Below are 14,015 nucleotides of genomic sequence, written 5' to 3'. Positions count from 1 at the left end.
TATAGTTGAGTACGCTTTCATTTTAGCGAAAAACCATCTAAAAAGAAATGACTCCGTCAAAAAAGCGACCAAGAATGATCTTAGTCACTTAACTCGTTCCATTCAATGCCTCACGGGCAATCAAATCCGCTCGATTTTCCACACGCGGAATCCATTTCAAAAAGATAGTGGGTAGTTCATCATACGCAATCAACGCTTTAAGAAAGAGCGGCTTCGCCGAATCATCTTTCATGAAGCGTTGCTCTAATGCACGAACAACCACGTCAGCATCAGAGTAGAGCATGAATGACGTCTCCTCTTGCATCAAATGCGCCTTTTCAAGTGCATAGGCACAAGCTGCTAGTTCAGCATGGACGCTCGACAGCCCTAGCACCCGTTGCTTGAATGTTGATACTGTACCGTCTGATGACTTGATCCAAACACCGATGCCGTTTTCTCCAGTTGTTTGATTGGTTGCCGCGTCAAAATAGATGTGAACCAAAGCGGTACGCCTCCCAGTCCGTATTGATTGGAGCATAAATGTCAATCTGCGACAGACGTTTTGACAAGAGCGCAATCTCTTCATGACCGTCTAGTTTTTTTGCAAACTTTTGGTGGGTCGCTTCAAGCGTTTCATTCTGCACGTGCATGTAAAGCGTCTCAATCGTATCGTAATGTTGAATCAGGATAGTTGCCGTTTTCGGACCGATTCCGCGCACACCTGGAATATTATCTGAAGCATCTCCTTGGAGTGCCTTCACGTCGACAAACTGATTAGGTTTTACCCCATACATCGCTTCAAACAAACCCTCATTCACGAGTTGCTCCTCACCTTTTTTCGGCATGATTTGAAACACGGTTGGTGACAACAATTGTAGCAAATCACGGTCAGAGGAATAGAGATACGATTCCCCTGGAAACGCCGTCGCAACAGCTCCCATCAAGTCGTCTGCCTCATAGCCGGTCAACTCGGATTGTAAGATGCCTCGTTCATCCAAAGCGACCCTCAATTTCAAGTAGTCATCAAACAACGGTTCAGGCAGTCCACTTCGCGTTGCTTTATATTCAGGGTACATGGCATAGCGATGTGTGGACTCTCGCGTTCCGTCCCAAAAGAAGGCGATGTGCGAAAAGTCTGTCGTCCATGAATCCACTTTTCGAAGCAACCCTTTCACCGTTACGTCCGGATCTTGTGCCCGTCTCCGCTCCGTCGCAAAATAATAGCGTGACAATAAGTTGAATCCATCAATTAGAATGAGCTTCATCTTGCTCCACCTCACATGCTTTTAATCCTCGTGCCAACGCCTCGGCATCTAATTCTTTTCCAATCCAGACGAATACCGAACGGTCCCCTTCATGTAACTCGTTCGCAAACGTCGCGCCCATGAGCTGATTCGTTGCTTGAATGACGAACTTTCGATTCTCGTCTTTTAGTCGGACAATCGCTTTCATCCGATAAATCGAATCCTCATAATGCATCAGTACCTCACGGACATAACGGGTCACCCGATCCCGAGACAAAGGGCGCTCAGCATTCAGTGTGATCGCACGAAGGGAAGACACCGATTCACTCATCTCCGTCAGTTGACTCAACTTCTGTTCGTCGACTCGTGACAGTTGGAACGTATTTTCGAGTAGTTCGTAATCGCCTACTGTTTGGACAGTCTCCACAATCCGAACAGTCGGGTTGAGTTGTTCAATTCGCTGATGTGCCTGGTCCAGCTCTTCCACTGAGACTAAATCCGTTTTATTTAACAAAATCAAATCCGCATAGGCGATTTGATGAATGCCTTCTTTAAACAGTTCGCGATCCATTTGGCTTGCATCCACGACAGTTAAGATAGCATTCATCTTGAAGTGTTGTCGTAAATATTCATCATAATAAATTGTCTGGATGATTGGGGCCGGGTCGGCAACACCAGTCGTCTCGATGATGATTCGGTCAAATGTCTCCTTCTTCGCCACGAGTTGATAAAACGTCTTACTCAAGTCATTTTGAATCGAACAACAAATACAGCCGTTCGAGAGCTCGATTTGCTCCTGGTCCATCTTCACAATCAACTGTTCATCGATATTGACAGACCCAAGTTCGTTAACAATCAAACAAATCTTCTCATCGGTCGCAGCGAGTAAACGATTCATATATGTTGTCTTGCCTGCTCCTAAAAACCCGGTCACTAATTGTACGGGAATCATGTTATCACCCTTTTCTTACAGTTCTTCGTGTGCGCGAGCCCATTTCTCATAGCGCGCATCCAATAAATCAATCAAATGAAGCATCCAAGCTTCCGTCGTCATCGGCAAAACACTTGATCCCCACTCACGCTTCCCGTGATGCGATAAAATCATATGCCAAATACGATGATGAACGTCGATCGGCAGTCGAATCTTTGATTGGCGTAACGTCTCTTCGAACAACAGGCCACCGTATGGCATATGCCCAATTAATGTTCCAATCGGATTGATCGAGATGCCGGTCGTTTCACTTGTACCCTCAACAGGAGATAGTTTCTCAAAACGATTCGGACTAGATAGCAGATGACTGTATTCATATATTTTTCCGATGTCGTGGAAAAGGATTCCAAGTGCGAGTTCGTCCCAGTTCAATGGCTCTTTCCGTTCTGCCATCGCTTCGCATGCGGCATACAATGATTCGAACGTTCCTTTATAGGCCTGTTCAATTTTAACCCCGTTCATCGTATTCCAAAGGTCGACTTTATGCAACTGCTCGGCTTCTTTGATTACACGGAACACCATGGCCAAATAGTCATCCTGTTCTTGAATCCGATATCCGAGACGTAACATACAAACGGTATGCTTCAGCAATCCTCCAGCGTAATTATGATGATGGTAAAGCGCTGCTGGCGACAGTACGAAATCATCCCAAACGAAATCAAGGAGACCATAGGCGATCTGTTGATAAGTCGGCGACAACGTATCGATTAAGCTGAATAACTCATCAGCAAATTGTTCCATCGTTTCGTCACCCGGTAAGCCAGGGAGTAAAGAGATGGCTTCATCTTTTGAGATGGGATGAACCCGGTCGATAATGATTGATTTTGCACCATCTGGTTTTGGATAGATATCGATTTTTCCTGACAATTCAATCACGCCAGACTCATAGATTGGAAGTAGTTCGCTCTCGTTCCCACGGAGCCAATGTTTCGCGCGCATCATCCCGGTCGCCGTCGTGACACTTAGTTGTATCCACTTCGCACCGCTCTTCCCTTCCTTCACTTCAACCGTACTGACAAGCGCTTTCGTCTGGACAGGTGCGCCGTCCTGTAACCGGTCTAAACGTTCTTTCGATTTTTCAATTTGAGGTATTCGAAATCTTTCTTGGTTCGTAGAAGTACCTATGATCGGATCAATCTGTTGGTAATAGTTCATATACATTCCCTCCTCGCATCTTCTGACATTGTATCGTGTTTCCACACATTAGGCGAACATACTTTCTAGTAGGGTTTCAATTTCGTCCCCACCATATTGAAAGCGCTTACGATTATTGGTACGATAAAGGTAGTTCTATAAAGGGGGAAACGAGAATGATTTCATTAATCGATACGTATGAACGTTTCATCGCCTCGGGGGAAGCGACACGTTATGCACAAGAACAGCAATCGATTGAACATATTTTACAAGCGTCTGCTTGTCCGGTGGGAATGCAAGATTTAGAGCAGTCTCTTACGCACCATTCCGGTAATCCATATGCAAAAGATGAGTCACTCGACAAAATCGTCGAACATGAGATGAAAGGGGCGATGGCTACTCTCGAGCTATCCGGGTACCCACTTCAGACCCCTCTAGCGAAAGCAGTGATTCTGTCGGCCTTCGCACGTACGAACCGCCTCAACATCGACAAGTTAAAAGAATTAAGCCATGCCGACCTTCTCGTCCGAATTCAATCGGCTGAACGGGCATGGAAACGGACATACACATTGTTACATCGGTCAACACCAATTCAGATTTGTGGTCAAGTAGATTCTCTACTCGGTGGATGCGCCATTCAGCGTGTACTTGAGGCAATCAAACAGCCAGGAACATCAAAAACGGCATAAGAAAAGGAGCGGTCCCCGGCCCGCTCCTTTTCTTATGCTCATCCTTCTGTTACTTCTACTGCATCCGGCTCATAAAGCGTCACGTTACGTGCCGGTGAAAATGTCGAAATCGCATGTTTATAGATCAACTGTTGACGCCCTTCCGATTCGACGATGACAGTAAAGTTATCAAATGATTTGATGACACCTCGAATTTGAAACCCACTTACTAAAAATACAGTCGTTGGCACCATTTCTTTTCGAAGTTGATTCAAAAAATGGTCTTGGATGTTGTAGCTCGCTTTCATGCTGGATTCCCCCTAGTCTTTATCTCTTTAAAATAATCGGAATTTTCGAAAAAACTCCTCTACATCATCATAAATACTTTTATATGATAGTTCAAATGATTTTCGTCCCATATCTACCCAAATTCCATCAAATTGATGTCGGAACCACGTCAACTGCCGTTTGGCAAATTGTCTTGTATGTTGTTTTAACAAATCTGTAGCCCGATCTTTTGAGATTTCTCCTTCTACGTATGGAATAATTTCCTTATAGCCGATGGCTCGCATCGCCTGCGTATCACGATATCCTTGTGCCAAAAGTCGTTCGACTTCTTCGACAAGCCCTGCCTCCATCATCGCATCGACGCGTTGATTGATTCGGGCGTATAGCATCTCACGATCCGCATGAAGGACGAACAATCGATAATCATAATGTTCGGATGGAGCACTGTCCGTCGTCTGTGTATCACCTTGCATCGCCACCTCGAGCGCACGCACGACGCGACGCACGTTATTCGGGTGAATCGTAGCCGCACGCTCTGGGTCAAGTTGAACCAATCTTTGGTGTAGCGCCTCACGCCCTTCGACTTCTGCCAATCGTTCGAGGTCAGCCCGCAACGCTTCATCCACAGGTCGCTCCACAAATTCATAGTCATATAAGATGGAGCGAATGTATAGCCCCGTCCCGCCGACGATAATCGGTAACTTGCCACGGGCATAAATATCATCGATGGCGGCACGTGCTAACTGCTGAAACATCGCGACGCTCATGGCGTCATCCGGGTCACATATATCAATCAAATGATGTGGGATCCCTTCGGCCTCTTCTTTCGTCACTTTCGCTGAACCGATGTCCATACCTCGATACACTTGAACCGAATCACCCGAGACGATTTCGCCGTCGAACGATTTCGCCAGTTCGATACCCGTCTTTGTTTTTCCAACGGCGGTTGGTCCGACGATGACGACGACAGGTGTTTTTTTCATACTCTTCACTCCTCAATTAAAAACCCGTCTCCTCGCGAGACGGGTCATCAAATTCTTCTTTTTATTCTATCATCAAATACGACGGCAAACAGCATCCAGCCACATAAAAGTAATCCGAGTAATAACACGAGACCATCACTCATCTGCTTTCGCCTCCTTTAGCTTCCTCATTCCCATTTTTCACAATTTAGACACAAAATAAAACACACTCATAAAGAGTGCGCTAAGAAGAACAAGAAAACCATCACTATATATATCGAACTACTGGAACTAAAAAAGTCACCCGGTACGATTGAATCACACTAGATGACCTCGTATGATTTTATAAATGTTATTTACGCAACCTCAACAGATTGTTTCGTACGCTTAACAGATACGATGAAGTAAAGAATCGCTGTACCACTCGCAGCCCACCAAATCATCTCGTATAACCCGTTCAAAAGTCCTGCCATCCCGATCATCGCTGGAACAATAAGAGTCAACCATGACAATACAAGGGCAACACGAGCTGTAAATGCCTCGTTTGGTCGACCAAGTCCCATCCCGAAAAAGAAGAGCGACCATAAGAATGACCAGAAGAACCACGTCAACGCACCCATTGAATCGCCGCCAGCAATCGCCATCACCCCATAAAATGAAGCTGCAATCGATACGAATAACGAGAACCAGCCGACTCCACGACCGTCTAAATTCAAAATAAATGTCACACCAACGTATAAATAAGTGAATGAAAACAGATAAATGCTTGCGAGACCGAACTGCTCTTCAGGACTTGCCCCGATCAATAACCACGTGGCGATAAACGTTTGTAAGATTCCTGTAAACAGACTAAATACCCCAGCACTTTTTGTATCTACCTTCCCGAGAAGGACAAGACTATTTAAAAATAGCGCGACACCACCAAATAATAAACTTACGTTACCCACATTCATTACCCCTTTTGTACAGATGTCTGACCTCTATTCTACTGTATCACTTTAGCTTGAATTCGCTTACAGTGCAAGGGGAATTTTTATTGTTCACGAGAACGTCATCCATTACTCATTTTCAAGCATTTGAATCATTCCATCAATGACCCTTTCCTATGTAAAAAAAAAAATCCTTTCCGGAACATCCGGAAAGGATTTCGAGGTATTAATAGATTCCGACAGCGTCAAATGATTTCGCAGCCGATACCGCTTGCGGGCTCGTTGAACCGTAAAAGTCTTTCGCGGATTGCACAACCGCTTGACGAAGGCTTGAGAAGTTTGATGTTGGCGTCAAGTAAACGTTTAGAGCGCGGTAATAGATATCCCCCATCTCCATGACTCCTACACCCTGTACAGACACGCCGTAATGTGATCCACCGTTACCTAAGAGGTATGCCGCTTTGTTGACGATACCCGAGTTGATGTGAACCCCACCATTGTCTTGTGTCCCTGTGTAACGTTTCGAGTAGTGATCTGGGTCTCCATATGCGGCAGGGTTTGCCATCGAACGAAGTCCGTCGCCTGCAACTCCCGGTGTGTAGATGTCTTCCCCTACCAACCAATCGAAGTTTGTACCGACACTATATTCGGCAACCGTTCCTAAAATATCTGATATTGCCTCATTGATTGCACCAGATTCGTTTTGATAGATCAACCCTGCCGTATACTCCGTGACCGCGTGTGTCAATTCATGAGCGACTACGTCAAGTGCACCTGAAAGGTATGTGAACGTCTGACCATCTCCGTCACCATATACCATCTTGCTACCATCCCAGAACGCGTTGTTGTAACTACGGCTATAGTGAACCGTCGAGTTGAGGGCAGCACCAGCGTTATCATAACTGTTACGTCCATACGTATTCTTATAGAAGTCATACGTTTTCGTTGCGTTGACGTGTGCTGAAACCGCTGCACGGTCATATGTGGTGTTCAAGACGTTATCGACATCAGCCCAAAGTGAACCCGGAAGGCGTGTACGGTTTCCAGCATCGTACGTATAAATCCCTTTTCCTCGTGTTGAATCCTGTAAATAGTAATATGAACCACTCTTCGTTGTCTTGAATGTCTGGCTATAGCCGAGAACATCGATTCCCGTTCCTGTATATGTTGTGCCCGTCACACCGTTCGTTGGTTTAGCGTGTGCCAATTGATCGAATTTGTTGAGAACTTCTCCAGTACCCGCATCGATAAAATATGTCCAACGCGACGGTTCTTCCGCTTCAAGGATTGTTCCGGTCACTTGATACGCATAGACCGACTTGTCACCTTTTGGATAAACAATCAATTCCGTTTCAGGTTCGAGCTCGTAAGCCCCTTTATGTCCAACGAGCTTTTTATAACTCGCGATGGCTTTCTTCTCGCTTAACTTGATTGACTTATGTAGGTTTTTCACCGATTTGGCATCGTCTACAACCGTCTTCAATTGACCCACTTCATCTACGACACCGACTACCACACCACCGAATACGGGCACGCCATCAACTGTTTGTTGAAGCTTAACCACTTTCCCGACTTTGTCCGACTTCGACTCGATCGTCTTGAATTCACCTTTTGATTTGACGTACTCTTTGACGATCGTCGTTGGTTCACTTTCTGATGGTTTCGTCAATGTGCCTGACTTCAATTCTGCCGCACCGACCAGTTGTGGTACGAGCAAGACGCCTGCGATTAATGATGTAGATACAACTTTTTTCATGTGTTTCCCTCCTTTGTGATAACTCTTACTTTACACACTTTACCAAAAGGTTTGTATCCATCCTTTTAATTATTTTGACAATTCTAAATATTGAGTCATCCGGACCAAAACCTATTCTCTTATCCTCATTTCAGCCAAAAAAAATAGTACTACCTAGGAAGGTAGCACTAACAAATTAATAGACATCTTTTTGCGTAAAGTGATAAAACGCATACGCCAGGGCGGCCATCGACCAAATGAGAATGACAAGTAGAGAAAACGGTAATGTCATCCCATCAATGGGTGGGGCTTGTCCCTCCAAATAGGTATGAAGGCCGAAGTTGACGTTCACCAGGTATTTCGAGCTATCCCAATTTGAGCCTAGTGATGTCAAAAGCGGCCCAGAGATGAGGACGGCCATCATAATCCCGATTCCAGTCGCCGTGTTTTTCACCAATACAGAGATCATAAGTGAAATTGTTCCGACTGCGGCGACGACAAGCCACGACAGTCCCATCGACATGAGCAAGTATTCCCACATCGGCAAAATATGCACAAAATCGGTCGAGAACGTTCCGGTCGGTGAAGCTTGGAAACCAGTCAGAATCGGAGCGGTCCAACCGTCCCAACCTAGAACGATTCCGGATATGGCGTAACTGACGATGGCGGTCACAAAAATTAAGATCGATGTATAGAGTAGCGTTGTCAGCCATTTGGCGATCAGAATCTTAAATCGCCGGACCGGACGGGATAACAGTGTCTTGATTGTCCCATCGTTATGTTCCCCGCTGACGATATCCGCCATCAATACGATGATAAAGAGCGGCAAGACGAGCGTCGTCCCTTGGGAGAAGAAGACACGCATGAACGTCGGGGCCCCCGGATAATTCGGATTGATATCATTATCAAGATAATATTGATTCTGTTGGACTTGAAATTCGAGAATCTGCCTGAACTCGTCTTGAACGTTCGCAGAGGCGAGTCGGTTTTGCGTATCGATGATCTCTTGCTGGAGATCGACACGCCAATCAATCGTGCCTTGTTCTTCACGTTGCTTCTCGATTTGACGATAGTTTGCGTACGTAAACATGGAGACGAGTACGATCAAGATAATAGAGACAACCATCAATCTGCGTTTCCGATGAATTTTTAATACTTCATTACGAATAAGGCCAAGCATCGATGGATTAGGCAATATGATCACCGCCTGTCAATGTGATGAAGAGGTCTTCTAGTGTCTGCACCCGTCGTTCGAGTCCGAACACTTCGACGTCTCTTTCTATTAAATAGCGATTCAACTTTGCCGTCTCTTCAACGTTCATCGAAATGCGAATCGTCCGCTCATCAACCACGTCCGCTTGATCGATTCCAACGTATCCTTGAACGATGGGTAACACTTCAAAACTATTAGTGACATGCAAGTCAACTGTCGATGCAAGTTCTTCAATTAATGATTCAACTGTACCTACTTTGACGATCTTACCTCGGGACATGATAGCGACTCGATCCGCGAGTAGTTCAATCTCCGCCAAGATGTGACTCGATACGAGAACACTCAGTCCCGTCTCTTCTACAAGACGACGAATGAATAATCGCAAATCTCGAATCCCCATTGGGTCGAGTCCGTTCGTCGGCTCATCTAAAATAAGAACTCGTGGGTTATTCAACAACGCCTGAGCAATTCCGAGCCGTTGACGCATCCCAAGGGAGTACGTTTTCACTTTATCATCGATTCGAGCAGTCAAGTCGACGAGATCGATGACTTCCTGAATCCGTTTGTCATCCACATTAGGTAACATCCGTGCAAATGCTTCTAAGTTCTCACGTCCGGATAAAAATTTATACAGTTCTGGATTCTCGACGATGGCTCCGATTTGGTTCATCGCTTGAACAAATTGTTTGTCGACACGATACCCACAAATCGATACATTTCCTTTCGTCGGTTTGATCAAGCCAACAATCATTCGAATCGTCGTCGTCTTCCCGGCGCCGTTTGGTCCTAAAAATCCGAATACCTCGCCTGGATAGACGTCTAACGAAATATTATCGATAATCGTCTTTTTACCAATCACTTTTGTTAGTTGATGTAACTTTAACGTCGGTTCCATTGTCTCACCTCTTCTCTTATTCTATCGGACAAAAGCGAATCTGTCCTATTCGAACATTCACATAGGGCACATCCATACATTTTTGATATGATATGTGTATAGAAAGCGAGGTCAGCCCATGAAACAGTCGAAATGGTATGCATTTTTAAGTGGTGCCGTTTTATTAACGGTAATCGCCTTATACGGTCTATGGATTGGTTATCAGGATATCGTCAACCCCCCGGAACGAACACTTTCCGTCTCCGAAGACGAACGCCCTGAACCAGAAGGAGACGTCTACGTCGCACTTGGCGATTCGTTGACGCGCGGAGTAGGGTCAACGTCTGGTGCTGGATATGTTCAACCCGTAAGTACGGTACTTGAAGAAGACGGTGTCCGTACCCAAAACCTGGCCATCTCTGGAGCACGCACAGAAGATTTACTCACACAACTCGAGCAGCCTGAAGTGCGTCGGACAATCGAGAACGCCCGATATATCACGTTGACCATCGGAGGAAACGATTTGTTTAACCGTGGAGAAAATGTCGATAATTTCGAAGAGGTCGATATTCAACAAGTCATCACGGATGCGAAGACAAATCTTGAAACAATTTTTTCTGAAATTCGATCATTGAACGACTCGGCGACCATCGTCTATATCGGTCTATACAATCCGTTTCAAAATGATGAGAACGGACAGGCGTTCAATCAACTCATCCTCGATTGGAATGCATCTGCGAAACAATTAGCGAATGCTCAAAACATCAATGTGATTGACCCGTTCTCCTACATCTCTGATTTATCACGAGATCTCGCGACCGACCAATTCCATCCGAGTGACCGCACGTATGAAAAATTCGCGAATGATGTACTCTTCGTCCTTGAGTAACAAAAATCCTCGTCAGGCTAAGCTTGACGAGGATTTTTTACTTCTCATATCGAACGACCCACTGTTCCCCTTGTTTCATCATGTCCGTCCCGACCCAACCTGCTTGAAGCAACTCAACTTGTCGCGCCCGATCTTCCATCGGCACCTCCGTCACTTCTGAAGTAGGTTGCCACATACGATGCATCTCTTTGTAAAAAATATATCGAAGTTTCCCACCATACTTCTCTTTAAACGCACCGATTCGGAGTCCAAGAGAGAATTTGTCTTTCATACTTGGAATATTGAATGGGGCGACGGTTGCACAGACGACATCGAATCGGTTATCCGATTCAACTTGTGACATCAACAGTTTGCCTAAATGTGTCTGTAGTCCATATCCACGGAATTCTGGATGGACGTTCGTCACTTCTTGATAAATGACACGTTCAAGCAAATCCTCTGGCCAACCGATATCTCGCCCTAAATGTTCGTTGTCAATCGGCGGGATGAGCATCGCTCGGAATGCGATGATCCGACCATCTGATTTTGCCCCAATCAACGTCTGATCCTTCAATAGTTTCGTGAACTCTTCGATTGATAGAGATTGATAATGTTCTGGTTCAGCCAACACCTGAATGACCGCATCTTGAACGGACAATAGTTCAGGTAAATCTGACAAGCTTAGAACGTCTACTTGAAGTGAAAGGTCTTTGATTTCACCTTGCCACATGCGACTCTTCTCCAATCTCGTAAGAATCCGTCGTCAATTCACACAACACGTCTTCATCGACATCAATACCGAGTCCCGGACGATTGTTCAGCGAGATGATTGGTAAATCATATGATAAGTTTCCGACATCTTTCCCGAACCGGAGCGGTCCCGTCAACTCGACCGTCTTCACGATTTTACTCGAGAAAGCGACGTGGAATCCTGCACTCGATGCAATGGATGATTCGACCATTGAACCGATTTGACATTCAATCCCCGACATTTCCGCCATATGGACTAACTTCTTCGCCGGATAGATGCCACCACACTTCATCAGCTTGATGTTTGCTTTATGGGCTGCCTGCATCATCGTCAAGCGTCTCATATCGTGAACGTCTTTCAGCCCTTCATCGATCATGAGTGGGACGGAGATTTTTTGTTTCACTTCGAACATGCCTTCAAAATCATCCGCCTTGACCGGTTGTTCGACCCAATCGATTCCATACGGTTCGAGTAGACGCATGGCTTGAACCGTATTGGCCGCATTGACCCATCCTTGGTTAACGTCGACTCGAATCGGCACGTCATTTCCTACTGCTTCCCGTACCGCCTTGACACGCGCCACGTCCGTTTGCACATCGACTCCGACCTTCATCTTCACGGCCGTATAGCCTCGTTTCATTTGTTCGAGTGCCTCTTGTGCCATATGGCTCGGCTCTCCGATACTCAAGACGTGAGTGACTGGGAATGACTCATGGTACCGACCGCCAATCCATTCGTAGATTGGTTGATTCAGCTTTTTCCCAATCACATCATGACACGCGATATCGAGCGCTGCTTTGGCAGCCGGAACACCTCGAATCGCACGGTCCATCTCGTCATGAATATGCTCTAGATGCATCGGATTTTTTCCGATTAAGAGCGGCGCCAACAGATGACGGAGGACACTGACAGTGCTCTCTGCCGACTCCCCTGTCACATGCTCATCCGCCACGGCTTCTCCATAACCAATCAGTCCACAAGACGTGGTCATTTTGACAATGACAGACGGCATATCATCATAACGGTGATAACTGACGATGAATGGTACTTTTAACGGAAAGCGAACCGAGAAAATTTCTATTTTTTGAATATTCATTTTCATCACTCCTTTACTTCAACTGCTCTTTCCTCTATATTGTCGTTATATAGTCGCTAAATTGCAAGGGGGATTTTTATATGTCCATCCATATCGCCGTCGTCGGCTCACCAGCGTTTATTCAACAGGTACGGAAAGGTTCCTCTTCCTTACCCGATGTCCGGATCGAAGGATTTCCTTATGATGACCCACGTGAAGCGAAAGACATCGCTACACAACTCCTATTTTTTGACGGAGTGTTCTTTTCCGGTTCATTCCCTTATACGTACGCGACAGAGGAGGCGACCCTTCCATACGCCCACCATGTCGTTCAAGATGATGTCGTGTTATTGACGTCACTCTTATACGTGACGTTGACTGAGCAGCTCCGGATCGAAAATCTCTCCATCGATCTCGTCGACACGTCACGACTTGAATCGATTTTAACATCATTTCCAAGTCACATGTCGCCATCGCAAGTGAAAGAGCTCAGTCCGTATATGAATTTCGAAGAGTTGATTGCGTTTCATGAACAGCTTCAACAAAACGGGACGACACGATTCGCCTTGACGAGTGTCGAGCGAGTCCATCGTCACTTAGTGGAAAATGGTTTTGCTAGTCAACTCATGATTGAGCCAAAAGAAAGGATTCTCCACCACTTCCATAATTTTATTCAACAGATTCGTTTGAACAAATCAGACCAGTCACAATTTGCTGTGCTCTGCTACTCGGATGCAAGTAAAGATACGCTCAACCATGTGAGAAAACATCACTGTTTCGGTGGCAAATTCATGGGGACCGCCCAAGACAGTATCGTCCTTCTATCGAATAAAGGAAAGATTGAATCCGCCATTTCAAACGGTTTCATCTTGTCAGAGGACACTCCTGGTCATGTCGGCATCGGGTATGGATCCGATTATCAACGTGCCTTTGACCATGCCGAACTTGCCCTTCATACGACAAGCGATGCCACTATACGAATCGTCGATGATTCAAAACGAATGACGTTCACCGATCAACCCGCACCGATTCATTTCCGCGTCACGCAAACGCGTGTCTATGACATGATGAAACAGACCGGTATGAGTCCGACTAATATCGAAAAGCTCATTCACTTTTCAACGGACCATCTCGAGTTTACAGCGAAAGAGTTGACCGACCATTTAAACGTGACACGTCGTACGACAGAACGACTCATCAAAAAATTGGTTGATGCAAAACTCGTTCATCGGATTGGCGAAGAGATGAGTTACAGTCAAGGTCGACCGCGCACTGTCTATAAATTTCAATTCCCGGTCGATTGA

General features: G+C 45.6%; 15 protein-coding genes. 3 read left to right on the top strand and 12 right to left on the bottom strand.

Annotated features, from left to right (window positions below; genetic code table 11):
* Positions 1–88 precede the first annotated feature (88 nt).
* Genes KNO98_RS01540 through KNO98_RS01525 form a run of 4 tightly spaced genes read right to left on the bottom strand, consistent with a single transcriptional unit; the run spans position 89 to position 3,369 of the window.
* Positions 89–481, bottom strand: a complete 393-nt coding sequence (locus KNO98_RS01540; protein ID WP_026826076.1) for a reverse transcriptase-like protein — start codon at positions 479–481, stop codon at positions 89–91.
* The gene (locus KNO98_RS01535) at positions 462–1,244 is read right to left on the bottom strand and encodes a 5'-3' exonuclease (RefSeq protein WP_214698380.1); all 783 of its coding nucleotides are present in this window, start codon (positions 1,242–1,244) and stop codon (positions 462–464) included. Before KNO98_RS01535 ends, KNO98_RS01540 begins: the two co-directional genes overlap by 20 nt.
* Positions 1,225–2,175 carry a CobW family GTP-binding protein gene (locus tag KNO98_RS01530; RefSeq protein WP_214698378.1) on the bottom strand — a complete coding sequence of 317 codons (951 nt, stop codon included), beginning with the start codon at positions 2,173–2,175 and terminating at the stop codon, positions 1,225–1,227. The genes KNO98_RS01535 and KNO98_RS01530 overlap by 20 nt, the downstream gene beginning before the upstream one ends.
* Positions 2,176–2,190: 15 nt before the next feature.
* Complete coding sequence (locus KNO98_RS01525; RefSeq protein WP_214698376.1) at positions 2,191–3,369, bottom strand: HD domain-containing protein; 1,179 nt, start codon at positions 3,367–3,369, stop codon at positions 2,191–2,193.
* A gap of 155 nt (positions 3,370–3,524) precedes the next feature.
* On the opposite strand from KNO98_RS01525, the gene KNO98_RS01520 reads away from it, so the two are divergent.
* Positions 3,525–4,037, top strand: coding sequence for a hypothetical protein (locus KNO98_RS01520; RefSeq protein ID WP_214698374.1), 513 nt, complete (start codon positions 3,525–3,527; stop codon positions 4,035–4,037).
* A gap of 38 nt (positions 4,038–4,075) precedes the next feature.
* Here KNO98_RS01520 and hfq read toward each other — a convergent pair whose 3' ends face one another.
* The 6 genes from hfq to KNO98_RS01490 form a co-directional block, all read right to left on the bottom strand.
* Positions 4,076–4,324 carry an RNA chaperone Hfq gene (gene hfq, locus KNO98_RS01515; protein ID WP_012726185.1) on the bottom strand — a complete coding sequence of 83 codons (249 nt, stop codon included), beginning with the start codon at positions 4,322–4,324 and terminating at the stop codon, positions 4,076–4,078.
* A 27-nt stretch (positions 4,325–4,351) separates the two neighbouring features.
* Positions 4,352–5,287 carry a tRNA (adenosine(37)-N6)-dimethylallyltransferase MiaA gene (gene miaA / locus KNO98_RS01510; protein ID WP_026826081.1) on the bottom strand — a complete coding sequence of 312 codons (936 nt, stop codon included), beginning with the start codon at positions 5,285–5,287 and terminating at the stop codon, positions 4,352–4,354.
* 335 nt (positions 5,288–5,622) lie between these two features.
* Positions 5,623–6,213: an AmiS/UreI family transporter gene (locus tag KNO98_RS01505; protein ID WP_214698372.1), complete on the bottom strand. Its 591-nt coding sequence runs from the start codon at positions 6,211–6,213 to the stop codon at positions 5,623–5,625.
* A gap of 208 nt (positions 6,214–6,421) precedes the next feature.
* Positions 6,422–7,951: a M4 family metallopeptidase gene (locus KNO98_RS01500; RefSeq protein WP_214698370.1), complete on the bottom strand. Its 1,530-nt coding sequence runs from the start codon at positions 7,949–7,951 to the stop codon at positions 6,422–6,424.
* A 175-nt stretch (positions 7,952–8,126) separates the two neighbouring features.
* Positions 8,127–9,125 carry an ABC transporter permease gene (locus KNO98_RS01495; RefSeq protein ID WP_251129439.1) on the bottom strand — a complete coding sequence of 333 codons (999 nt, stop codon included), beginning with the start codon at positions 9,123–9,125 and terminating at the stop codon, positions 8,127–8,129.
* Positions 9,118–10,038: an ABC transporter ATP-binding protein gene (locus KNO98_RS01490; protein WP_214698369.1), complete on the bottom strand. Its 921-nt coding sequence runs from the start codon at positions 10,036–10,038 to the stop codon at positions 9,118–9,120. The genes KNO98_RS01495 and KNO98_RS01490 overlap by 8 nt, the downstream gene beginning before the upstream one ends.
* Before the next feature lie 118 nt (positions 10,039–10,156).
* Between KNO98_RS01490 and KNO98_RS01485 the strand changes: the two genes are divergently transcribed.
* Complete coding sequence (locus tag KNO98_RS01485; protein WP_026826086.1) at positions 10,157–10,906, top strand: GDSL-type esterase/lipase family protein; 750 nt, start codon at positions 10,157–10,159, stop codon at positions 10,904–10,906.
* Between the two features lie 37 nt (positions 10,907–10,943).
* On the opposite strand, the gene KNO98_RS01480 is transcribed toward KNO98_RS01485, so the two are convergent.
* The gene (locus tag KNO98_RS01480; RefSeq protein ID WP_026826087.1) at positions 10,944–11,615 is read right to left on the bottom strand and encodes a hypothetical protein; all 672 of its coding nucleotides are present in this window, start codon (positions 11,613–11,615) and stop codon (positions 10,944–10,946) included.
* Positions 11,602–12,732 carry a mandelate racemase/muconate lactonizing enzyme family protein gene (locus tag KNO98_RS01475; protein WP_214698364.1) on the bottom strand — a complete coding sequence of 377 codons (1,131 nt, stop codon included), beginning with the start codon at positions 12,730–12,732 and terminating at the stop codon, positions 11,602–11,604. Before KNO98_RS01475 ends, KNO98_RS01480 begins: the two co-directional genes overlap by 14 nt.
* An 80-nt stretch (positions 12,733–12,812) precedes the next feature.
* On the opposite strand from KNO98_RS01475, the gene KNO98_RS01470 reads away from it, so the two are divergent.
* The gene (locus tag KNO98_RS01470) at positions 12,813–14,015 is read left to right on the top strand and encodes a MarR family transcriptional regulator (protein ID WP_214698362.1); all 1,203 of its coding nucleotides are present in this window, start codon (positions 12,813–12,815) and stop codon (positions 14,013–14,015) included.

Source organism: Exiguobacterium sp. s57 (assembly GCF_018617685.1).
In the GTDB taxonomy this organism is placed as follows: domain Bacteria; phylum Bacillota; class Bacilli; order Exiguobacteriales; family Exiguobacteriaceae; genus Exiguobacterium; species Exiguobacterium marinum.
Note: the sequence above shows the minus strand (reverse complement) of the source record. Positions and strands in the feature narration are given on the sequence as shown.